The 22,503-nt window shown below is 63.2% G+C and carries 21 protein-coding genes; 8 read left to right on the forward strand and 13 right to left on the reverse strand.

What is annotated here, in order from left to right:
* The first annotated feature begins 237 nt into the window (after positions 1-237).
* The 4 genes from DVS29_RS20415 to DVS29_RS20430 all read left to right on the forward strand — a co-directional run bounded on the left by DVS29_RS20415 (position 238) and on the right by DVS29_RS20430 (position 5,089).
* Positions 238-1,422, forward strand: coding sequence for a glycosyltransferase family 87 protein (locus DVS29_RS20415; protein ID WP_240655714.1), 1,185 nt, complete (start codon positions 238-240; stop codon positions 1,420-1,422).
* Between the two features lie 52 nt (positions 1,423-1,474).
* Positions 1,475-2,683 (forward strand): glycosyltransferase family 87 protein, encoded by a 1,209-nt coding sequence (locus tag DVS29_RS20420; RefSeq protein WP_164707953.1) that lies wholly within the window; start codon positions 1,475-1,477, stop codon positions 2,681-2,683.
* A 207-nt stretch (positions 2,684-2,890) separates the two neighbouring features.
* Positions 2,891-4,150: a glycosyltransferase family 87 protein gene (locus tag DVS29_RS20425; RefSeq protein WP_164707954.1), complete on the forward strand. Its 1,260-nt coding sequence runs from the start codon at positions 2,891-2,893 to the stop codon at positions 4,148-4,150.
* Between the two features lie 189 nt (positions 4,151-4,339).
* On the forward strand, positions 4,340-5,089 hold the full coding sequence (locus DVS29_RS20430; RefSeq protein ID WP_118182309.1) for a hypothetical protein: 750 nt from the start codon (positions 4,340-4,342) through the stop codon (positions 5,087-5,089).
* Positions 5,090-5,251: 162 nt separating this feature from the next.
* On the opposite strand, the gene DVS29_RS20435 is transcribed toward DVS29_RS20430, so the two are convergent.
* The gene (locus tag DVS29_RS20435; RefSeq protein WP_118182310.1) at positions 5,252-6,628 is read right to left on the reverse strand and encodes a sigma-54 dependent transcriptional regulator; all 1,377 of its coding nucleotides are present in this window, start codon (positions 6,626-6,628) and stop codon (positions 5,252-5,254) included.
* A 722-nt stretch (positions 6,629-7,350) separates the two neighbouring features.
* Between DVS29_RS20435 and DVS29_RS20440 the strand changes: the two genes are divergently transcribed.
* From DVS29_RS20440 to DVS29_RS20450, 3 genes are read left to right on the forward strand one after another with little or no spacing between them, the layout of a single operon-like run.
* Positions 7,351-7,995: a TadE family protein gene (locus DVS29_RS20440; protein WP_118182311.1), complete on the forward strand. Its 645-nt coding sequence runs from the start codon at positions 7,351-7,353 to the stop codon at positions 7,993-7,995.
* On the forward strand, positions 7,995-8,594 hold the full coding sequence (locus DVS29_RS20445; protein ID WP_118182312.1) for a TadE/TadG family type IV pilus assembly protein: 600 nt from the start codon (positions 7,995-7,997) through the stop codon (positions 8,592-8,594). Before DVS29_RS20440 ends, DVS29_RS20445 begins: the two co-directional genes overlap by 1 nt.
* 10 nt (positions 8,595-8,604) lie before the next feature.
* Positions 8,605-10,161, forward strand: coding sequence for a TadE/TadG family type IV pilus assembly protein (locus DVS29_RS20450; protein ID WP_118182313.1), 1,557 nt, complete (start codon positions 8,605-8,607; stop codon positions 10,159-10,161).
* A gap of 302 nt (positions 10,162-10,463) precedes the next feature.
* Here DVS29_RS20450 and DVS29_RS20455 read toward each other — a convergent pair whose 3' ends face one another.
* From DVS29_RS20455 to DVS29_RS20505, 11 genes are read right to left on the reverse strand one after another with little or no spacing between them, the layout of a single operon-like run.
* On the reverse strand, positions 10,464-11,216 hold the full coding sequence (locus DVS29_RS20455; RefSeq protein ID WP_118182314.1) for a methyltransferase family protein: 753 nt from the start codon (positions 11,214-11,216) through the stop codon (positions 10,464-10,466).
* 20 nt (positions 11,217-11,236) lie between these two features.
* The gene (locus DVS29_RS20460) at positions 11,237-12,199 is read right to left on the reverse strand and encodes a tetratricopeptide repeat protein (RefSeq protein ID WP_240655706.1); all 963 of its coding nucleotides are present in this window, start codon (positions 12,197-12,199) and stop codon (positions 11,237-11,239) included.
* Entirely contained in the window at positions 12,196-13,152 is a 957-nt protein-coding gene (locus DVS29_RS20465; protein ID WP_118182315.1) for a type II secretion system F family protein, read from the reverse strand. The genes DVS29_RS20460 and DVS29_RS20465 overlap by 4 nt, the downstream gene beginning before the upstream one ends.
* Complete coding sequence (locus DVS29_RS20470; protein WP_118182316.1) at positions 13,149-14,126, reverse strand: type II secretion system F family protein; 978 nt, start codon at positions 14,124-14,126, stop codon at positions 13,149-13,151. Before DVS29_RS20470 ends, DVS29_RS20465 begins: the two co-directional genes overlap by 4 nt.
* Positions 14,123-15,538 (reverse strand): TadA family conjugal transfer-associated ATPase, encoded by a 1,416-nt coding sequence (locus tag DVS29_RS20475; protein WP_118182317.1) that lies wholly within the window; start codon positions 15,536-15,538, stop codon positions 14,123-14,125. The genes DVS29_RS20470 and DVS29_RS20475 overlap by 4 nt, the downstream gene beginning before the upstream one ends.
* On the reverse strand, positions 15,538-16,752 hold the full coding sequence (locus tag DVS29_RS20480) for a CpaE/TadZ family protein (RefSeq protein ID WP_118182318.1): 1,215 nt from the start codon (positions 16,750-16,752) through the stop codon (positions 15,538-15,540). Before DVS29_RS20480 ends, DVS29_RS20475 begins: the two co-directional genes overlap by 1 nt.
* A gap of 25 nt (positions 16,753-16,777) precedes the next feature.
* Complete coding sequence (locus tag DVS29_RS20485) at positions 16,778-17,182, reverse strand: hypothetical protein (RefSeq protein ID WP_205962485.1); 405 nt, start codon at positions 17,180-17,182, stop codon at positions 16,778-16,780.
* 8 nt (positions 17,183-17,190) lie between these two features.
* A complete protein-coding gene (locus DVS29_RS20490) occupies positions 17,191-18,633 on the reverse strand; it encodes a type II and III secretion system protein family protein (RefSeq protein WP_118182319.1) in 1,443 nt (480 codons plus the stop codon).
* Positions 18,634-18,671: 38 nt separating this feature from the next.
* Positions 18,672-19,688, reverse strand: coding sequence for a Flp pilus assembly protein CpaB (gene cpaB / locus DVS29_RS20495; RefSeq protein WP_118182320.1), 1,017 nt, complete (start codon positions 19,686-19,688; stop codon positions 18,672-18,674).
* Positions 19,689-19,699: 11 nt separating this feature from the next.
* Positions 19,700-20,209, reverse strand: a complete 510-nt coding sequence (locus DVS29_RS20500; protein ID WP_118182321.1) for an A24 family peptidase — start codon at positions 20,207-20,209, stop codon at positions 19,700-19,702.
* Positions 20,210-20,268: 59 nt separating this feature from the next.
* Positions 20,269-20,448 carry a Flp family type IVb pilin gene (locus DVS29_RS20505; RefSeq protein ID WP_118182322.1) on the reverse strand — a complete coding sequence of 60 codons (180 nt, stop codon included), beginning with the start codon at positions 20,446-20,448 and terminating at the stop codon, positions 20,269-20,271.
* 729 nt (positions 20,449-21,177) lie between these two features.
* On the opposite strand from DVS29_RS20505, the gene DVS29_RS20510 reads away from it, so the two are divergent.
* Positions 21,178-22,134, forward strand: coding sequence for a chemotaxis protein (locus DVS29_RS20510; RefSeq protein ID WP_118182323.1), 957 nt, complete (start codon positions 21,178-21,180; stop codon positions 22,132-22,134).
* A 195-nt stretch (positions 22,135-22,329) separates the two neighbouring features.
* Here the strand turns inward: DVS29_RS20510 and DVS29_RS20515 are convergent, their stop codons facing one another.
* The gene (locus tag DVS29_RS20515; protein ID WP_420816147.1) at positions 22,330-22,497 is read right to left on the reverse strand and encodes a hypothetical protein; all 168 of its coding nucleotides are present in this window, start codon (positions 22,495-22,497) and stop codon (positions 22,330-22,332) included.
* Positions 22,498-22,503: the final 6 nt, after the last annotated feature.

Consider the following 22,503-nt stretch of genomic DNA (forward strand, 5'->3'; position numbering starts at 1 on the left):
GCAATGGACCGCCCAGCCAGTGCTTACAACGATTTAACGGCCGAAATCGCGATCGACTTGAGAGTTATTTATCTGACGGCTCCGGGTGGCGATTAAAGTCCGGCACCGGACCGGCCGTTATTCGCCGTTATGAATACGCAGATTCCATCCCCGGCAAAATCGCGTCCAGCACATTGGCTAAATGCGTATCGCATACGCGTCTACAGCGCGACAGTTATGGTCGCGTCGTTGATCTATGTGCTGCGAAGCGCCTGGTCTTCGTGGCAAAAGTTTGGCCAGCCGAACGGATTCGACTTCGCGTCGTTCTGGTGTGCTTCGCGTCTCACCCTCGACGGCTTCCCGCTGCGCGCCTATTCGTACGAGGCAATTGCCTTTACCGCGAGACGGATTTCTTCGCATATCCAGTTTCCGGGACCATGGTTTTATCCGCCAAATTTTCTGCTGGTGGTCAAACCACTCGCGTTGTTGCCGTGCCCGATCAGCTATCCGATCTTCGCGATTTCGACCAGCATCATATTTATCTTGCTGCTACGCAAAATCGCGCCGATGCGTGCGGCGTGGCTGCCGATTCTCGGCTTCACCGGAATCTGGCTGAACGCGGGACAGGGCCAGAATGCCGCAATCACCGGGAGCCTCGCACTCGGCGCATTCCTGCTGCTTGAGAAGCGTCCCGCTCTGGCCGGTATCTGCATTGGTCTCCTGTCAATCAAACCACATCTCGCCGTGCTGTTTCCGCTGGCGCTCGCCTGCGCCGGTATGTGGACCGCCTTCGTGTCCGCTGCGATCACCGCGTCGGTCTTCACCGGCATCTCGATCGCAGTGTTCAGTCCTGCCGTCATTCCCGTCTTTCTGCATGGTTTGAGCGATGCGAGTCACTACATCGCCAACGGCGATCTACCGTGGGAGCAGACGGCGAGCCTGTTCGCCGCGCTGCGGGCCCTTCACGTACCGGTTGCGCCCGCGTATGCCGCGCAGGCATGCTGCGCGCTCGCGTCGACTTGTGTGGTCGCCTGGGTATGGCGGCGTTCCCGCTCATTCGAAACCCGCGTCACGGCGCTCGTGGCGGGCACGTTCATGGTGAGCCCGTACATCTACAACTACGACACAGCGTGGCTGGCCATTCCAGTCGCGTTGCTGGCAGTACGCGGAATGAAACGGGGCTGGTTGCGATGGGAACGCGAAATCCTGCTCGCGATCTGGTTGTATCCCGCACTCGGCTCCTTGTCCGGCTTTTTGTTGCACATCGGTCTCGGTCCGTTCGCCTTCTGCGCCCTGCTGTATCTCGCCGTAAAACATACGATTGCCGAATCGGCGAACTCTGGCATATCAGGATATACCGCCGCAAACCATGCATCGAACCGCAGCGCGCTACCAGTCGGTGCGCTGCGCGCCGAGCTCCCCGTGGCCTGCGATCGCACATGAAGCGGCTGAGTCGCCATCGCCCCCCGTCGGCGAAACCTCTTACAAATCCAATATGAAAACGAACACTAGTCCTGAAGCGCGCCAGACCGGGCCGTTCGCTTCAGTGTCGACGAAATCACTGTTCTATATTGGCTGCGTCTATGTGCTGATCGCTGCGGCGGCGTTTTGCCTCGCGCTGAAACCTGACAAACACATCGGTTTCAATGATTTTGGCTCCTTCTGGGAATCGGGACGCGCCGCTTCGCATGGCCTAGACCCTTATGCGAAGTACCCGCTCACCTGGGAGTTCGCTGATTCCGCAGCCGACCTCAACCTAAACCCACCGACAGTGTTGCCGCTGTTCCAGGCATTCGGAGCAGTCAATGCCCCGTTGAGCATGTGGCTTTGGACGTTTCTGAACGCCGTGGCTTTCCTTGTGGCGGTCGCCGCGCTTCTCTGGCGGAAGCAATGGGCAGTTCCACGCAGCCACGTGTTGTGGGTCTTTCTCGCGCCGACTGTCCTCGACAGCCTGGTGCTCGGCCAGATCTATCTTGCGCTTTTTGCTATTTCGGCCGCGGCGTGGCTCTGCCTGGAACGCAACCGTCCCATAGTGGCCGGCGTGCTGATTGGACTGATCGTCGTAACGAAGCCGAACTTCGGACTTTGGCCGCTGGGCCTGCTGTTGGCTGGTCATCGACGGCCCGCGTTCGCGGCAGGCGCAACGGCCTTTGCCATGATTGCATTGTCGCTTTGCCTGTATGGCAGTTCGAGCTATTCCGAGTGGCTGGTGGCGATCGCGAGCCATCACTATGCGCACCTGAACGTGACTGAGGTGTCGCTCCGCGGATTCTTCGAGCGCCTGGCGTTGCCAACGCTCGCCCACACGATTCCGGTCATGCTGGGCGTTGGTGTAAGCGCATGGATCTGGCGGATTCGCGGCAAGGCCGGTGTCGCTGATATCAGCCTGCTTGCGATGAGCACTGCAATTCTTGCGTCGCCGCTGGCGTGGTGTCACTACACGTTGCTGATCGTGCCTGGCATGCTCGGCCGTCGCCTGAATGGGCCGACGACGGCCGGGGCGCTTCTGCTGGCTATCCCGATGTTCGTGCCGTTGATCGTCTTGCATGGCTTGTCTGGTACGACAATGCAAACTGCGTTGGCGGACAACATCTACTTCCTGGGAACCTGTCTTGTGTTCCTCGGGATCGGACTCGAAACCTTGGCCCCACCATATCGCCGATGTATCGGCGAGCCCGCGGGTTCGGCGATACCGTCCCGGTGACAGATCGATCAATGCTTCAACGCGTCCGTGCGTCGCTCAACGCCAGCATCCTGACCACAAGCCCCTACCTCTTCAACCACGACACGATCTGGCTCGCGATCCCCAGCAACACTTACCGGGAAATCAGCGGGCTGAATGCGAAGCCATCCCGATCGCGCGGTACGGCGACCGCGCAATGCTTTCGGTACCGTAGCAGCAGTCTCTGACATGAAACCAGATTCCGTTATCGCCCGTCATTCGAGCCGCGCGCACTGGCTGAATCCGGCACGCCTGCGCGCCTATTGCGCGACCTTCCTGCTTGCGTGCACGATCTTCGTGATCCATAACGCGTGGTTCAACTGGAAGAAGTTCGGCATGCCGAACGGGTTCGATTTCTCGACCTTCTGGGCCGCGGCGCGCCTGACGATCGAAGGCCGCCCGCTCGACGCCTGGTCGCGTGACGCGCTCGGTCGTATCGCGCTCGCGATTTCGGCGAAAACGCCAGCGCTCGCGCCGTGGTTCTATCCGCCCAATTTCTTGCTGATTGTGCGGCCACTCGGCTGGCTGCCGTGCATCGTCGCCTATGCGCTGTTTTCGCTCGGCACGACGTGGATCTTCGTGCGCCTGCTGCGCCGCGTGTTGCCGATGCATGAAGCATGGCTGCCGATGCTCGGCTTCACCGGCCTGTGGCTCAATATCGCGCAAGGCCAGAACGGTGCGCTCACCGCCTGCTTTGCGCTGGGCGCGCTCTTGCTACTGCCGAAGCGCCCAGTGCTGGCCGGCATCTGCATCGCGATGCTGTCTATCAAGCCCCATCTCGCCATCCTGTTTCCTGTTGCGCTGGCGTGCGCCGGCATGTGGACGGCGTTCTTTTCCGCCGCCGTCGCGACAGCGCTTTTTACCGGCATTGCGGTCGCGGTGTTCGGCGTAGCGGCAGTGCCGGCCTTCCTGCATGCGCTGACCGAAGCGAACCGCTACATCGCGCAGGGTATCCTGCCGTGGAATCAGATGGCGAGCGTCTTCATCGCCTTGCGCATGCTGCATGTCCCCATCGGCATCGCCTACGCCGCGCAAGGTCTCGAAGCATTGACGGCGGCCGTCAGCGTCGCCTGGGTGTGGCGCCGTTCACATCACCACGCGCTGCGCGCGACCGCACTCGTCGCCGGAACCTTCATGGTCAGCCCGTACATCTACAACTACGACACCGTCTGGCTCGCAATCGCACTCGCGCTGTTCGCCTCGCATTCGCTGTGTACGGGCTGGCTGAGGGGTGAACGCGAAATTCTGGTGGCTGTATGGCTCTATCCGCTGGCCGGCCCGGTGTGCGCGCACTACCTGCATCTCGTCATTGGGCCGTTCGCGTTCGGTGCGCTGCTGTTTGTCGCAGTACGACGTACCCGCCACGAACTCGCCACGCAGGACGTGTCGCGTATCGCCGCGCCATCGTGCGCGCTTGCAACGCATCCCGTTGAATCGTACGGTCGCTGAGCGTCATCGCATCGCAAGGCTGGTGAAGACTCGCCCGTGGCCGGCCCGCACCGTTACCGCGCATTCCGCAGAATAAATATTTTGAAAGACATATAAAGGACTGCGTCAACAAGACCGTAATCCTTGTTGAGGCGTTCCTGTCATCAAGGATCGCACCGGACAACAACCACATACAAACGCATCCTTGCAATGAAGATTCTGTCGAAACTGATGTTGCTCGCCCTGCCGGTCGCCCTTGCCGCGTGCGGCGGCGGAGGCGGCCAAACCTGTGCAACGAACTACCAGCTGCTGAAAAAGGAGTGCGTTCCCACCACCACGCACACGCCACCCGAAGGCATCTGGGCCGGCGCCTCGGCAGCGGCCACCTCGGTGCTCACGCTGGTGCTGGAGAACGGCCAGTACTACAGCCTGTACTCCAGTTCGGGCACGTTCGTCGCGCTTGTCCAAGGCACGATGACGGCCACCAACAACGCGTTCAGCGACCCGGCCGCGGTCGCGTTCGTTGGCTCGACCACCGCCGAGGCGAGCGACCTCGAAGGCACTTTCGTCGCGCAGTCCTCGATCACCGGCACCGCCGGCTCGCTGACCTTCAACGGCAGCTACAACTCCGTCTACGGCACGGCGCTCAACGTTTCGGACGTGGTCGGCACATGGACCGATGCGCTCGCATCGGGTACGTCGAGCCTGACGGTCGCAAGCGACGGCAGCTTCTCGGGCACGGCGGAAGGTTGCGCGATCTCCGGCACGATGACGCCGCGCACGACCGGTAAGCACGTGCTGGACGGCACGGTGCTGCTGCAGAACAGTGGCTCGACGACGTGCCAGTACGGCAATGGCACGACGCTGTCGTTTGAGGCAACGGATATCAACGGCGAGCTGATCGCGCTCGGCGTGACCGCGCAGCGCACGCTGCCGTTCGTGATGACGCTGGTTCGCTGATTCGAAACTGGTAGGTGCTGGAAGGCGCGGAGCGCGTTGCGCTCGCGCCTTCGCGGCGAGCCGGATCGTCGCTTCGGCGCTTCAATCCCTCGCTTCGCAAACCATCGATTCAAACCCGCGTTCGGGCCGCACGCATCGCTGCGGCGGCCCGGCGGCTGCGCGTCAGGTGCGCGCCTGGGTGGGCGACGCGTCGTCGTCGCCGCCTTCGACCGGACGCATACGGTGCGAGCTCAACAGTCGGTACAGCGTGACGCGCGACACGCCCAGTTCCACGGCTGCCTCGCCAAGCCGCCCGCGATGGCGCAGAAGCGCAAGCTCGATGGCCTGCCGCTCAGCCGATTCACGCGCCTGCGACAGCGTCACCGGCACGACTTCGACATGATCGGTCAGTTCGAGGTCCCGCGCGGTAATGCGCCGGCCTTCCGCCATCACGATCGAGCGACGCACGCGGTTGCCGAGCTCGCGCACGTTGCCGGGCCACCCGTAGTTGCGTATCGCGATCAGCGCGTCCGACGTGAAGCCATGCAGCCGCTGGCTCGCCTCTTTCCTGAAACGCTCGAACATGTACAGCGCGAGTAGCTCGATATCCGAGCCGCGCTCGCGCAGCGGCGGCTCATCGACCTGCAGCACACACAGGCGGTGATACAGGTCGGTCCGGAAGCGCCCTTCGTTGACTGCGGATTCCATATCGACGTGCGTCGCGGAGATGATCCGCACGTCCACGTCAATCGGCGCGTGACCGCCCAGCCGGTCGACCTTGCCCTCCTGCAGGAAGCGCAACAGGCTCGCCTGGCTTTCGAGCGGCAGATCGCCGATTTCATCGAAGAAGACCGTGCCGCCGTTCGCCGACTCCACCCGGCCGATCTTGCGCTGGTTCGCGCCGGTAAACGCGCCGCGCTCGTAGCCGAACAGCTCCGACTGCATCAGGTGCGGCGGAATCGCGCCGCAGTTGATCGCGACAAACGGTTCGTTGCGGCGGCGCGAACGCTCGTGAATGGCCACCGCCGTCAGTTCCTTGCCGGTGCCGGATTCCCCTGAAATGAACACGGGCGCATCGGTCGTCGCGACCTTGCGGATCACGCGGAAGAGCGCCAGCATCACTTCGCTCGCGCCAACCATCTGACCTTCTCCCGACGGCGAGGCGTCGCCGAGCGACGGCTCTTCGAGCGACACCATCCCGCACGCATGACCGATCGCGTCGACGATGCGCTCCGGGCGCGCCGGCAGCGTGATGTAGTCGAAGCAGTAGTCGCGCACGAGCCGGCGCAGACGCATGTCGCTCAGCTGACCCGCGGCGGCGATCGCCACCCAGCCGACGTTCGGCAGCGCGAGGCAGGCCTCGATCGAATCGAGGTCCGAACCGGCGAAGCCCGACAGATCCACGAGCCCGCCCGCGACCGGCCGGTCGCGCACGAGGCGCGCAACGGAGCGCGTGGACTGGACGGTCTCCACGTCCCAGCCCGCTTCGCGGAAGCGGGCGGTCAGGTCCGCGGAAGGTTCCCGCGAGAGATAGATCAGATGGCGCTTGTCCATTTGCATGTCCGGCACTGGCGACTGCTCCCTCGGCCCAAAGTGTTCACTGATTGCGGTCACGGTGGTTCGTTATATCGACGTATTCGTTAAATCCACGCGCTTCGTGCAGTTCTCTCACGGTCTTTTCCACTGAGTGTATGACACGCCCTACGCAAGTACAGTACGGCGGAGCATTTACAGATCACGCGAAAATGCAGCATAAGCGGATAATGCGCCGCCCCGTTCAACGGATCTGCCGCCATTCTCCACGCCGCGACCAGCCAGTCCGGACGAAACCCCAATATTCTGAACAAACCCGGCGTGGCGGGATAACCTGCGCCCGTCACGCCCGGCAGACGGTCCGCCACAGCTGGGCCGCCCTACCCATCAGATACTCCAACGACAAATCCGAGAGAAACTTGAACGGATTTCGTTGCGATCGCACCGGATACACAGTATGCGAATACCGCATTGTCGCATTGGTGGCGACTTCCTGCGCAAGCGGCATGCCTCGGCACGACGAGTTCCGGTTCGCGCAATGCGTTCACGGACCGCATTTTAGCCAAACGTTTGCCTGCGCATTTTCCCTGCATCCGCTCAAGTGAACGGCATTCGCGCCGTTATCAATAGTTAGGGCGTCAAGCTCGATCGATAGACAGGCGGCGTGGCCGCTGATCCGGCCGTACCCGGATCTGTCCAGCGCGCACTGCGCCAATGCCCCTTACCTAACATTTCAGGGTTCGCTGCCGATGAAAGCACGCACACCGAACCAGTGCAATTCAGACTGTCAGACCGCCGTGCGAAAGTCCGGCGCGGCGATCGCGCGCGCCGCTGGCGCGCTGCCGCGTGGACTCTTTCGCGCCAGCCGCGCGTCTTCACGCTCGCTTGCAGCCTGCTGGGCGTCCGAGCAGGGCGCCACGGTGCTCGAATACATCATTGTTTTCCCGATGATGTTCGCCATTTTCTGGGGCTGCTTCCAGTTCGGCGTCACCTATGCCACCCAGTCGATGATGGACAACGCGGCGCGCGATGTCGCGCGCCTGATTCGCATTGGCACGCTGAACAGCAAGCAGCAGAGCACGTTTTCTTCGACCCTCGTGACGGACATCTGCAACGACCTGACGCTCTCGAGCTACAACCTCATTCCGAACTGCACGTCGAACATCCAGGTCTACCTGGCCGCCGCTCCGTCCGGTTCTCCGACCGGGTCGGGATTCACGTCGATGAGCGCCGCGACGCTATCCAACAACACGATCACACAGACTCAGGCGTACGTGTACTCGAAATACGACGTGCTGCTGGAAATCGGCTATCCGATGCCGTGGGCGTCCCCTTTCTACTCGGGTACCACGATGCTGCTTTCTACCGTGGCCTTTCAGACGGAGGCCTACTGATGCTGAACACGCTCCGACGACTCTGGAAACATTCGGGCGGCACCGCGGCAATCGAGTTCGCGCTCGTGATGCCGATGATGTTCGCCGTGATGTTCGGCATCTACGAACTGGGTGCCTTCGTGCGCGTGAACATGAAGGTGGCCAACGCCGCCACGTCGATCGCCGACCTCGTCTCGCAACAGGCGGCGGGCGCGACGGGCGGAACGAGTGGCACCTTTGGCAATTTCTGCACGGCCGGCAAGCTGACAATGTCACCCTACGCGACCAACAGCACGTCGGGCGCGGGCACTTTCTCAGCGGCCATTGCGAGCGTGACGAACTATACGAGTACAGGGGCCACGGTCGACTGGGAAAGCGATGCCTCGTGCGCCGTCACGGCGAGCAGCCTGGGCAGCACGGCGAAGACGCTCGCCACCACGCCAACCAACGTGATTCCGACCGCCGGCACGCCCGGCGACAGCGTCATCGTGGTGAAGGTGACCTATCAGTACGGCTCGGCGATCAGCTACCTGTTCCCAGCGCTCACGACGCTCACACAGGTCGCTTACGCGCGGCCGCGCAATAACCAGACGATCACCTGCACGGCTCCGTGCTCCTGAGGATGCCCTGATGCACACACTCATCCCATCGCGCTGTCTGCGCAACCCGCTTCACCTGTGGCGAGACACGCGCGGCTCCGTCACGGTCACCTTTGCGCTGTTGCTGGTTCCGATGATGCTGATCCTCGGGCTGTCGTTCGACTACGCACGTCTGGTGCAGGTGCGCGCCGCGCTGCAGAACGCAGTCGACGAGGCTGCGGTCGCGGGCGCAAGCGCATTCACTGGCACGAGCGCCGCGACCACCGCGCAAACGGTGGCGACGAACTACTTCAATCAGGCCATCCTGCCCCCGGCATTGACGCGCGGTACTCCGACCGTCACGACCAATGCCAACGGCACGACCAATGGCTCGATCGGAACCAACACCGCCGCGCCCGCCTACAGCGTGACGGTGACCGCGTCGGCCACCGTCAACCTGACCCTGCTCTCGCTCATATCACCGGCGATTACCGTCAATGCGACTGCTACGGCAGGTTCGCCGATCACTACCGCAAGCGCCAGTTTCCAGTCAACCGTAAAACAGGCGTGCGACCGGAACACGGCTTACCTCTACGAAGTCCCGACCAAATCTGGCGGCGGTTACGACTATTCAACAGTGCCGACTTTCTCGACGGGCTCGAGCGGAAACTACTATTACATAACCAGCAGCGACACCACGGTGTCAGCGCCAAGCAACAACACGATGCCCACCATGACGCCGAATCAGCCGCTCGGCATCGCACTGTATAACCAGACCAACGGCAACGTGAGCCGTAGCGGTTGCGGCGTGACAGGCGCGAACTCCTATGGCGCTCCCCCTAACGCCCAGCAATGGTTCTATTCGTCGCTCGTCGCCAATGGAGAATCGCCGAGTCAGAACACCAACTACACATACACGGTTACTGTCACTGCGCAGACCAGCAACGGGAACACGACGATCACGGGCGCATCTGGCTCTCAACTGTACCAGGGCACGTGGACTTCGCTAGGCAGCTTTACGGTCCCTTCGGTGCAGTCCGGCTCCAACAATCTCTATCAGTTCATGGGCGTGAACGGCGGCCCCAGTTCGAATTGCAGCTCGGTAGTCAACTCATCGTCGACCAGCGGGCACGGCAGTTCGGCCGTCACCACTACCACCACAACTTACACGTGCCAGACGCAGTACTTCACGACTGCAACGTCGACTCAGTCCAACTGTTCGCTTTACGTACAAACGGGACTTACAAACGGCAACGTCGCGTCCATGCCGACCAGCGCGCCATCGGCGGCAGTGCCCAACTGTTTCAATCCAGCCACGCAAACCGCAGCCAACTTCGCTCCCAGCTGCGCACAGATCTCAGCGATGAAATCGGGTGGAGGCACTTCGGACATGGCAGCGGCAATCGCATTTTGGTGGGACGATGCGGGAGGGGAATCGCCGGGTGAGTCGAGCTACGGCAGCGGGCCTTCGACACACTGCTCGGCTGCATCTGTGAACGGCGCGGGCTATGGTGAAGACTGTCAGTACAAAAACAATTCCTTCGTCATGCAGTGCAACGTTTCAGGCGGCAGTGGCTCCGGCTACACGGAAGTCGTGTTGACGAAGTGAACACATGGTCGACAGAGCAGCCCAGTCCATCTCGCTGGTTTCTACGGCACGCTGAGGTAAGTTGACGACTTGGCAAGATCAGACGGGACGGCATGGTGTCCATGAACACTATGCCGTCCCGTTTTGCTCGGCGACAAAGAACACGCACCGAACGGCAGCCTGCCCCGCCGATGCTCGGGACGATTTCCAGACGCATGCGGCGCGAACAATTCGCCACCCAAACGCAGAACGCCCGCGCCAGCCCGAAGGCCGGCGCGGGCGTCGTCCCGCACAATCTCTCGAATGTCGCTTTCGCTTCCGGCTCAGAACACGCGGGGAATGAACCGGTAACGCACGCGCTGCATGTACGCCTGATACGCGGGATCTCTGCGCAACACCCGCTCTTCACGAACGATACGCACGAGCTGCATGGTCCACAGCACCAGCAGCACCAGCAGGTTCCGCAGACCGAAGCTCGGCAGCAGGAAGCCGACGTTGTAGATGAAGTAGCCGAGGTAGATCGGATGCCGCACGAAACGGTACGGTCCGCCCACTACCACACCGCGATTCGCCGGCAAAATGCCGTACGAACGGCGCAACGTGAGCTTAGCGCCGATCTGCACGATCATCCCCGCGATCTGCAACCCGGCGGCAACAAACTCCGGGATCAGCCGGACACCCGGCTTCATGCTGAACGCGAGGAAGTAAAAGCTCGCGAACATAGCGACCAGAACCGTCACCGCGTTCCAGTCGCGTTGCCGCGGCACACGCGTGGCGACGGCAAGCGCCAGCGTCAGCGACTCGGAGCACACCAGCAGAATCAGCGTCAGGCGCGACGGGTCGCGCAGGAACTGATGAAGCGCCGCCGACGCGAAGATCGAGAAGACCGCGATTGCCGCGAGCCGCATCGCGACTTCCGCGGCCAGTTGCGACGCGCTAAGCTGCTTCGTCGCCTCCGCTTCGCTGGCAACGTGACGAGTGCCCGGAATGACCGCTGCAACCGGGCGATCCGCACCAGCGGCGCACGCATCGGCGGCCACGTCGGTTGCGAAGTACGGCAGGAATCTCACTTTCATTGCATTTCTCCAGCTACCGTTCAACGCGCGGTCAACGGCCCCTGCACCTGCGTGGGCATATCGACCGCGTTGACCACCGGCAGATCGGCGCGCGCGCTCGCGAGGCTGCGTGTGGCCAGCGCGCCATCCGTGGCCGATTGCGCACCCGGAACGGACGCGGGTTGACCGGACAGACGGGCACGCTGGATTTCGTAGAAGCGCAGGTTGTCCTGCACTGACTTCTTCGGCAGGTCCTGGCTGAGAATCGTGGCGGCCGCATCGTCGTTGCCGAGCAGACCGTAAGCGAGCGCCAGATCCTGGCGCGCCTGCGGCGGCGCTTCCGGATAGCGGGTAACGTCGAGCAGTACGTTGGCGCCATCGCGCGGATTGCCGCCGAGCGTCAGCGACAGCCCGAGGTCGATGGACAGCAGCGGGTCGCCAGGATGCGCCTTCAGCGCGGCACGCAGCACGTCCTGTGCGCCGGCATGATCGCCCTTCATGTCGAGCGCCGAGCCGAGACCTGCTTGGGCCATCGCGTTGTCCGGCGACATCGTCAACACGCGGCGGTAAAGGCCGATCGCGTCGTCGATGCGGCGCTGATGGATCGCGACGCGCGCCGAGCCGATAAGCGGCGGCAACGCCTTCGGATCGGCCGCGCTGGCATGCTCGTAGTACACCCCGGCACGCGTGTAGTCGCCGACGGTGTAAAGCGTGTTGCCGAGCCCGGTCAGGCCTTCCACCGAATTCGGGTTGGTCTGCACGATGTGTTGATAGACGTTGGTCGCGAGCTGGATGTTGCCGGACTGCAGCGCCATTTCCGCGATATGTGCTTCACTCGCGGTAGTCGGCGTCTTGTTAGGCGGCAACGGCTGAACCTCCGTCACACGGCTCAGGGTACAGGCGCCTAGCGCCATGGTCATCGCAGCCGCGGCCGCGATCGTGCCGAGACGGGAGACGGTGCTTCCCGCGCGTCCGGCAAGGTGGTTGAAGAACGTGTGCATCATTGTGACAGTACGCCCAGAAGTTGGATGACAGCAGGGCCGGCCGCAATGACCACCACAGCTGGAAGAATGAAGATCATCATCGGCACGACCATCTTCGGTGCGAGCTTCGCTGCCTTCTCTTCGAGGTTGACGATATGCGCGACGCGCTCCGCGCGCGACAGCGTACGCAAGGCTTGTGTGATCGGCGTTCCGAACTTCATCGATTGCACGAGCGTCGAGATCAGCGCGTGGATCGACGGCAGGTCGATACGCTCGGCGAGCGCCTGAAGCGCGCGTGTGTTGTCGCCGGAGAGCTTCAGTTCGTCGGCGGTCAGGGAAAACTCGTCGGCAAGCGGCGGGCAGATCGTGAGCATTTCATCGGCGACGCGCCGGATACTCACCGCGAGGCTGTTGCCGGCGTTTGTGCAGATCACGAGCAGATCGAGCGCGTCAGGCAGACAGCCCGCCATCTGCTTGCGGCGCCGCGCGCCGAGAAACTGCACGATGTATTCAGGCACAATCATGCCGGTGATGAAGTCCATCAGCATCATCGCGCCGCGCACAGCGGGATATTGGCCAATCACCGGGATGTGCGAGCCCAGCATCACCGATAACGCCGCACAGATCAGCCCGACCACGAACTTCACGGCGAGCAGGATCGACACCGCGTGACGATGCCGATAACCGTTGCGCACCATCTGCTTTTGCAGCTTGAGCCGGTACTCCACGTTGAAGAGCGGCAGACGGTCACCGATCCGCGCGAGACGCTGCGCAAGCTTTGTGCGCCACGTCGCCTCTTCCTCTTCGTCGATCCGCACGATGTCGACGCGCTGCGACAGCACCGCATTGCGTGCGCGCTCGGCGATGCGGCCACGCTGCCCGCCATGCTTGGTCAGCCACCACAGGGCAAGCCCCGCGAACAGCGCGAACAGCATCAGCAGGTTGATCAGGGTCTGGGCGGAATCCTGGCTCATCGCGACGTATCCAGTTTCGACATTTTGGTAATCACCACCACACCGAACACGACCGAAACGACCGCATAGGTGAGTAGGTTCTGGCCGCTGTCCGACTCGAACAGCACCTGGATGTAGGTCCGGTTCACGCCGTACATCGCCAGCATGATGAGCGGTGGAATGGCGGCGAGGATCTTGGTCGTGATGCGGGCCTCGCCGGTCAGCGCGCGCGTCTTCTGACGCACCTCGCGACGCGTGCGCACGATGCCCGCCAGGTTCTCCAGCGTTTCGCCGAGCTGACCGCCCGTTTCCCGCTGCAGCATCAGGCACACGCAGAAGAACGAGAAGTCCGCGATCTCGATGCGGCGGGATGCGGAGTCCAGCACTTCCTCCAGATCCAGGCCGACCTGCAGCCCATCGCCCATCAGCTTGAACTCGGTCTTGAGCGGCTCCTTGACTTCGTCGGACGCGGAAATGATGACCTGCGTCACCGGAACGCCCGCACGCACGGCCCGCACCAGCAGATCGATCACGTCGGGAAAGCCGTCCAGAAATTTTTGCCGGAAACGATTGACGAGAAACACGTAAGCGCGATTGCACGCGTACGCGGGCAACGCGAACGGCAGCACCAGCTTGACGAGCGCGGGCAGCGGCATGAAGCGCGCCATGAGCAGCGCCAGGATGAACGCCGCCACCGTCGCGGTCACCACGATCTTCAAACCCTTCGAGCCGCCCACCGTGCGCAGGCGTTCGCGCTTCGGCTCGAGCCAGCTCATCAGCAGGTTGGTCTCTTTCGTCACCCGGAACAGCTCAGGATCCACGGGCTTCTTGCCGGCCTTCGCCGGCAGCTGCTGGATCGAGAACAGGTCCTGCATCCGCGTGCTGATGCGTGCTTCGGGGCGGTTGCGGCGCATATCCTGCACGAGGATCACCATGATGCCGACCAGCACCATGACGCCGAACGCCGAATAGGTGACGAGGTCGACCAGACTCATATCTTCATCGCCTCGAGCAGGGCCTCTTCGAGGCCGTAATACGCCGCGCGCGGAGCGAAGGCAGGTCGCACCGTCGAGCTTTCGAACACACCCTTCACTTCTTCGCTGTAGGCGCTCGCGTCGTAGCGGAACGTGAACAGATCCTGCGTGATGATCACGTCGCCTTCCATGCCGACGAGTTCGGTGACGCGCGTGATGCGGCGCATGCCGTCGCGCATCCGCTCGATCTGCACGATCATGTGCACGGCGCTCGCGATCTGACGGCGGATCGACATCAGCGGCAGGTTGCCGTTCGCCATCATCACCATGCTCTCCAGACGCGTAATGCCGTCGCGCGGCGTGTTCGCGTGGATGGTCGTCATCGAACCGTCGTGGCCGGTGTTCATTGCCTGCAGCACGTCGAACGCTTCCGGACCCCGGGTTTCGCCGAGGATGATGCGGTCCGGGCGCATCCGCAAGGCATTGCGCACGAGATCGCGCTGGTTCACGGAACCGAGGCCTTCCGCGTTCTCCGGCCGCGTTTCGAGACTGACCACGTGCGGCTGCACGAGCTGCAGTTCGGCCGCGTCCTCGATCGTGACGGTCCGCTCGCCCGCGTCGATGAAATGCGACAGCGCGTTGAGCAATGTGGTCTTGCCGGAGCCGGTACCGCCCGACACGATGATGTTGAGGCGGCAGGTTGCCGCGAGCTTCAGCACTGTCGCCATTGCCGCTGACAGGTTGCCTTGCTGGGACATGCGGTGCAGCGTGATATTGCGCTTCGCGAACTTACGAATGGAGATCGACGCGCCGCGGATGGCGAGCGGCGGCAGCACGACGTTCACCCGGCTGCCGTCCGCGAGGCGCGCGTCGACCATCGGGCTGCTTTCGTCGACGCGCCGACCGACGCCCGCCGCGATTCGCTGCGCGACGTTAATCACGTGCGCGTTGTCGCGGAATTTATATGGCGTCAGCTCAAGCCGGCCGTGCCGTTCGGCGTAGACCTGATCAGGGCCGTTCACCAGCACGTCGGTAATGGACTCGTCCGCGAGCAGCGGCTCAATCGGCCCGAGGCCGAACATGTCGTTGAGCAGTTCGCCGACGATCTGCGTCTGCTCCGACAGCGTGATGTTGAGCCGCTCCTTTTCCGCAATCTCGAGCACGAGCTGTTCAACGCCGGGCTTCATCTGCTCGCGGGTCTTGCCGACCACTGCGGATGCGTTCATCGATGTGAACACGCCGTTACGGATCACGCGGAACAGGTCCGAGCGGACGAGCGCCTCGTTGCCTTCGCCGCCCGTCGTCCTCACCGGCGCGATGACCGGTACGGCCAGCGCCGCCAGCCGGTCGGCCGGCGTGGCGACGGCGGCTTCCGCCGCGGCGCTCTTGCGCTCGACGTCTTCCACCGCTGCGCTTTTCTTTTGCCCGAACATTACCGTTTCCTGAGCCGGAACTTGCTGAGAACGTTCGCTTCCTCGGGCATCCTCTGCCCGGTGAGGTCGCTCGCGATGCGCTTGATCATCTGGTTGAAGCCGCTCACCGTTTTCGCCGACGGCGCCTCGCCGAGGTTCTCGGCAAGCGAGACCGCTTTCGGTTCGTACAGCACTTCGTACAGCACGTTGCGGGTCAGCGCGGCGGCGAAATCGGCCTGTTCCACCTTGCCCGCGCTCGAGATGCTCACGTTGTTGAGCAGCAGCGACGTCGCAGGGTTGTTGTCGCGATCCTCGATGAAGCGCAGCTTGCGCACCGCCTCGCGCGTCGAATGCACCGACCGGTCCGCGACAAGGTAGACGCGCGACGCATGGTCGAACGCTTCATTCGCGAGCGGGTCGGCGGAATTGGCCACGTCGAGGATCACATAGTGGAAGCTGTCGCACAGCAGCGCGAGCACGCGAGCAAGGCCGCCCTTTTCGTACGGGTTTGCGATGCCGTAGTCGAGCTCGGCCGACAGCATGTAGAGGCGCGATCCCTTCGCGACCAGCGTGCGCTCCACGTACTGCGGGTCGAGCCGGTGCACGTTCTGCAGCACGTCGGCGAGACCGTTGTTGCTCTGCATGGCGAGCATGCTGTTCGCGGAACCGCCATACAGATTCAGGTCGACGTACGCGATGCGGCGATGCGTGTCTTCAGCGAGGTGGCGCGCCACGTTCAGCGCGAGCGTCGTCACGCCCACGCCACCGCGCGTGCCGGCGAACGCGATGGTCTTACCGGCGCGGGCCAGCATCACCTGGTTAACCGAACCTTCCGACACGTTGACGGTACGCTTGATCAGTTCCACCGTGAGCGGCTTTACGAGGTAGTCGCGCACGCCGATCTTCAGCAGGCTGCGGAACAGGCCGACGTCGTTGCGGTCACCGATCCCGATCACCTGCACCGACGGTTCGCATACTTCCGCCAGCCGGCCGAGATCCGACAACGGCATGACGGAGCCGTGCAGATCGATCAGCAGGAACTGCGGCGAACGGTCCATCTTGCCGAGATACGCGATCGCGTCGTCGATGTTGCCCGTCGCGACGTAGGCATGCGGCATCGCCTGCTCGAGCACATAGCTCTTCAGGACCTGCTCGGTTTCCTTGTCGGTGACAAACGCAACGAATTCGGCCGCGCGGGCAGCATTCTTCGGTTTGGCGAAATTGAGCGTGCTCATGTCGTGATTTCCCTTTGCGCTGCCGTCACTTGCTGCCCGACGACGACATGTCGCCCGACGACGATCCGCCGGACGATGACCCGGCGCCCCACAGCGTCTTGCCCGTTTCATAACGCCGCACGGCGCTCGCCGCGAGCGCGGCATCGGCTGGCCCGAGCGGCACGGGGTTGTTGAAATGCTCGGGATGCGCGATCTGCGCCGCGAGGTTGGTATAGGTCGTGCATCCCCACGCCACGCTTGGGCGGCGGAACCCGCCATCGAGCAGCAGCGAGGAGCGCTTGAGATCGTCGCAGTCCGGCGGCGACAGTGTCTCGCCGTCGGAGTGGATCACCGACTGATGCGGCATGTCGAGCGGCGGCTGCGGACAGCCGGTGAGACCCGCGACGAGGGCGCAGGCGGATGCGACTTGAAGAATGCGAGCGAGCTTCATGACGGGACTCAGTAGACGTAGCCGGCCGCGCCGACGAGACGCGGCTGGTTCGATGCCGCGGGCGCAGGAGTCGCGGTGCCCGCATCGTGCTGGAGGCTGTATTCGATGTCGCTGCCCGGCGCGGTCACCTCCTGCAGCGCGTCGCGCAGCTTCGACCGGTCCGTCGGCTTGACGATGTACGGCGTCACCATGATCACAAGTTCGGTCTTGTTGTTCTGGTAACTCTTCGATGTGAACAGCTTGCCGAGAATCGGAATAGAGCCCAGACCGGGAACCTGATAGATCAGATCGTTGCTGTTGGTCTGCAACAGGCCGGCAATCGCGAAGGTCTGGCCGTCGCCGAGTTCGACCGTCGTGTCCGCGCGTCGCACCGACAGGCCGGGAATCGTCGTACCGCCTTCGGTAATGCTGTTGGCGGTGTCGATCTGACTGACTTCAGGACGCACTTTCAGGCTGATGCGGTCGTCCGACATGACGGTCGGCGTGAAATCGAGCTTCACACCGAACTCCTTGAAGTCGACCGAGAGCGCGCCATTGATCTGCGATACCGGAATCGGAAACTCGCCGCCTGCGATGAAGCTCGCGGTCTGTCCCGACAACGCGACCAGGTTCGGCTCGGCGAGCACGGTGACCAGGCCTTCCTGGTTCAGCGCATCGATCAACGCCTGGATATTCCAGTTGTTGGTCGTGAACGCGCCGAACAGAGAAAACGCGTTGTTGCTCGGCAGACTCACCTGAGTCGCGCCGGTCGCGCTCAGGGTCGAGCCATAGATCGCGCGGCCGCTGAAGATGCCCGTATAGAAGTTGCCTGCCGCATTGCCGAGGGACTGCCAGTTGATGCCGAGCTGCTGCGTGACATTGCGGTCCACTTCGGTGATGCGAACCAGCAGTTCGACCTGCTGGGGCTGCGCCACCGTCATCCGGTTGACGAGCACTTCCTTGTCCTCGAGGTACGGCGTCAGCGCCTGCACGACTGCATCGGCGTCGGCCGCGGAGCGCGCCTCGCCCGTCAGCTGCAGCGAGCCCGCGCCTTCCGTCACCTGGATGTTCATGCTCGGAAATCGCGAGCTCACGAGCGCACGCAGCATGTCCATGTCGCGCGCCACCTGGACGGTCCGCTGCAGGATCGTGCGGTTACCGTTGCCGAGCACATAGAGCGTGGTCGTACCGCCCTTCTTGCCCATCACGAAGACGGTCCGCGGCGACGGCGCGCGCACGTCGGCGATGTTCGGGTCCGCGACGAAGACGGACGTTGCGTCCTCATTGAGGCGCAGCAGCACGGCCTTGCCCGCGGTAACCTTCAGGTTGTCCGACGCGTACGCCGACACCAGCGGCGTCGCGCTATCGACGGCTGGCGCGCGAGGCGTCGCCGCGCCGGCGGGCGCTGCCGCACCGAACGCCAGGATGAGCGCGCAGGCTGTCGCGCAGAAGGAACTGAACTGCTTGGTCATTGCTTTTCCTGAAGGATGCACTGTCGGCCTCACCAGCTTTAATGCGGTTGCGGGCCAGCCTGCGCGGCCGTTCCCACCGGCAACGGCGGCGCGCCGGTACCGACGCCACTGTCGGCCGTCAGGCTGCTCGAGGCGTCGGCTCTGTCCGAGCCTCGATAGATCATCACGGTACGCGGCGCGGGCGCCGCCGCCGGCGCCGCAGCAGGTCCTGCCACCGGCGCGGCGTGCGCATGCGGCAGTTCGCGCACGGCGCGCGAGATGTCGCCGGCCCAGACGGGAGCGCTCGCCGATGCGGACAACGTGTCGCTTGCAGCGGCGTCGTCCCGGCTCGCCTTCGCGAAGCTGCGCAACGCGAGCGACAGGCTGCCGAGCCGCGCCGCTACTGCAATGGACTCGCCCATGTGCGGCGTCACTTCGAGGGTCACGGTGCGGGCTGCAACGTTGGCGTCCGGACCGTTGCCGTTCGCGGATTTCGGCCTGCTAATCTCCGAACCGACCGCCAGCACGCGCACCTGCTGAACGACGGTCTCGCTCGAAACGGCCAGATCGGGTGCATCGGTACGCCGATCCATACTCTGCGTCAACAGCAGGTCGACATAGTCGCCCGGCTGGATCAGCCCGGCATTGCCGGACACATCGTCGATTGCGACCGACACCGCGCGCATGTCAGGCTTGAGCGTCGCCGCGAGGAAACCTGGTGCGCTCGGCAGGATCACGTCGTCGACGGTAATCGGCGTACCGGCCGCAATCGGGTGGCGCAGCAGGGCGCCCTTCACGTCGGCCGGACTTTGTGCAGCGGGGTTCTGCCCGTTCGCGTTCTGCGCGCCTTCGATGATCGCGTTCTGCGGGACGTTGCCCACCGGCATGTCCTTCCATTCGAGATCGGCGTCGCGCAGCAGCAGGCCCTGGGGCAGATCCGCAGCGCTCACGCGCACCTTTTCGGTTTCGATCGCCACGACTTTCGGATGCGACGCGCTGGCAACCACCGTGCGCACGATCAGCGCAACGAGAATCGCGAGGATGAACAGCAGGGCAATCTTGATGACGTTGGACATGAAGAGCCGTCCTATCTAGCGTTGGTCAACGACAGCAGCGCCGGCAGCACGATGACCATGCCGCCACCAGCCGCGAGCGCCACGCCGTAAGGCAAGCCGCGGGCGCTGGAAAACAGCGTGAGCGCGCGTACGAGGCGCGCCTCCTGCGGGCGGCGCAGACGGTCTGCGACGAAACTGAGCAGGGCTACGAACAACCCCGCGATCGAAATCAGAAAGAAGGCTGGCAGCATCAGCGTCGTGCCAGCCCACAGAAATATGGCCGCTGCGAGCTTCGCATCTCCGCCACCCAGAAGGTTCAAGGCAAACAGCACGGCACAGGCAGCAAATACGGCGATGGCGACTGCGACATGAGTCATCACGTCAGCCACCGGCATGCGACGCGCGAGCGCGTCCGCGAGAAAAAGAAGGCCGATGATTATCACGAGGCCTGTGGGAAGTCGTCGCGACCGGACGTCGGTCACTGCGAGCGCGAACAGCACGCACAGCGAAAGAAGACGGAAGGCAACGGACAACAGTTGCATGATCGGCTCCGGAAAGGGAATCCGTGAGTTCGGCGGATTCCCCCGCCGTTGTTCACTTATCAGCTGCTGGCAGCGGTGGTCACCTTCGTGTTCATCGTGGTGAACAGGCTGGAGATGTTGCTGCTGAAAGCCGTACCGACCGCCGTCAGGGCGACAGCGACGATGCCGGCCATGATTGCGTATTCCATCGCGCTGACGCCGCGCTCATCGCGGACAAACGCTTTAAAGAGCTTGCGCATTTTGAAGTTCCTCAGAGAGAGTTGAGTTCGAGGCACGACCCGGGGAGGCCGCTCCACCCATCAGCGAATCCCGTGTCGGACAGACACAAAATGGCGCGCAGAGTGGGCAGTCTTTTTAACGGCAAGGGTTCTGGTTTCCTTTAGGGCACCACCGGAAAACCCTCACCTGCTACACGGAACCGCAAACCTGGCTGGGCGCGCGTTCTCATGCAGGTACGTCAGCAAGTATCCGGATTGGAGAGAAAAGACAGGCGTCGAAAATGCCGGGAAATTGACCGCAGTTCGGGCAATTGCATTTGCATGACCGAACCGGTTTGCGCGCGATTAATCCAGACAATTGTGAGTGCAAACGTTTTCGGGCCGGCAATAATGCCCGGTTCAAATGAAACGATAATTCGCGTCAGATGCCGCAATGGCCCGCCGGACGGGCCTCGACAGCCTCGATAACCGTGTCCCATACAGTCCTCGCGGATCGTTCGGTTCGAAAACGATGGATACGCCGACCATCGCTATAACGAACTCCTGACGCGAAAACTTGAATCACGATATTTGCGGGCACCCTACAACAGGTTTACCTGTCAGGCTTACCGTGCCCCCCAGGGCATCCCCCCGCCTCAACTTCCCCAACCACGCGCCGTTATCAGGTCTGAACACCGCGGCCCAACGCCTGCCGCGGATCGCCCGGTCAAGCGCGTGTGCAGCTGGCCGCGTAACCTGGAGCCACCACACATGACGATTGATCAGACCTCGCTCGACGAACGCACCAACCTCACCAGCTCCAACAAGTTCGAACTGCTGCTGTTCAGGCTCGGTTGCGTGTCGGCGGGAGACCCGCACGAACTCTATGGCATCAACGTATTCAAGGTGCGCGAGATCCTCACGATGCCGGCCGTGACGCCGATCGCAGGCGCCGCGCCCTACATGCTCGGCGCGGTCGATATCCGCGGCCAGATCATCCCGGTGATCGATCTGCCGCACCTGATGGGCTGCACGCCCGAGCGTGGCCTGAACATCCTGCTCGTCACCGAATTCGCGCGCTCGACGCAGGCGTTCGCGGTCGAGGAAGTGGACGACATCGTGCGTCTCGAATGGAACCAGGTGCTGTCGGCCGAAGGCGCGGCAGGCGGTAGCCTCGTGACCAGCATCGCGCGCATCGACGGTAACACCGGCGACTCGCGTCTCGCGCAGGTGATCGACGTCGAGCAGGTGCTGCGCGACGTGTTCCCGGCCCAGCATCCGAACGTCGATCCGGACTCGGTCGGCGACGCGCTCGGCAGCCTCGGCCAGGCACAGATCATCGCGGCGGACGACTCCGGCTTCGCGCGCAAGCTGATCGAGGAAGCACTCACCGCGATCGGCGCGAAGTACACGATGACGAAGACCGGCGAAGAAGCATGGCAGGTCGTGCAGAAGATCGCACAGGATGCGCAGTCGCAGCGCGTCAACATCCGCGACCGCATCGCGCTCGTGCTGACCGACCTCGAGATGCCGGAAATGGACGGCTTCATGCTCACGCGCCAGATCAAGGGCGACGAGCGTCTGCGCGACATTCCGGTGCTGATCCACTCGTCGCTGACGGGTGCCGCGAACGAGGCGCACGTGCGCAACGCGGGCGCGAATGGCTACGTCGCAAAGTTCGCACCAGGCGAACTCGCCGATGCGATCCGCCGCGCTATCGCGGCCTGAAGCGGATCACCGATCGATCCTTCGTTCTGCTTCAAACCTTCGTCGAGCCGCGTGATGTGTCTGCATCGCAGCACATAACACGGCCCGCAAAACAGGACGCCGCCGCTGGATGACCACGCGGCGGCGTCTTGCATTTTGGGCTTCCATGCAGCCCGGACGCCAACGCAAGCGCGAACGCTCACGTCGCGCCCAGTATCAGTACCCCGGCGCCCAGTGGCCCGGCACCCACGCCCACGCGCCACCTTCCCAGCGATAGTGACCTTTCACCCAGTGATAGCCGGGCGCGGGCGCCGCGGGCATGACTTCAACGCGCGGCGCAGGTTCAGGCGGCCGCGCTGGCGCGACGACACACGCCGACAGCATCGATGC

The organism is Paraburkholderia phosphatilytica (genome assembly GCF_003443895.1).
Taxonomy (GTDB): Bacteria; Pseudomonadota; Gammaproteobacteria; order Burkholderiales; family Burkholderiaceae; genus Paraburkholderia; species Paraburkholderia phosphatilytica.